We start from the raw sequence: 270 nt of genomic DNA on the forward strand, positions 1-270 counted from the left end.
TTGTTGACGGTGGAGCCGGTGCCGACGCCGACGATCTCGCCGGGCACCACATACTGCAGCGCGGCTTGGCCGACCAGGGTCTTGAGTTCGTCTTGGCTGAAGGGGGTGGTGCTCATGGGGTGGGTGCGATCTGGGACAATGCCGGGCGGTGGCCGTTTGGGGCCACCCACTAGATGCGATTATCCAATGTCCCTGCTGCCTTATTCCTTCGCCCGCCCCTTCCTGTTCAACATGGACCCGGAAGCGGCGCACGAACTCACGCTGAACAAC

At 63.0% G+C, this 270-nt stretch carries 1 pseudogene; it reads right to left on the reverse strand.

Going from position 1 to position 270, the window contains the following annotated elements:
- A pseudogene (locus HA630_RS22805) lies at positions 1-116 on the reverse strand (ribose 5-phosphate isomerase A); the annotation flags it as partial.
- Between the last annotated feature and the right edge of the window lie 154 nt (positions 117-270).

It is taken from the genome of Aquabacterium sp. A08 (assembly GCF_011742065.1).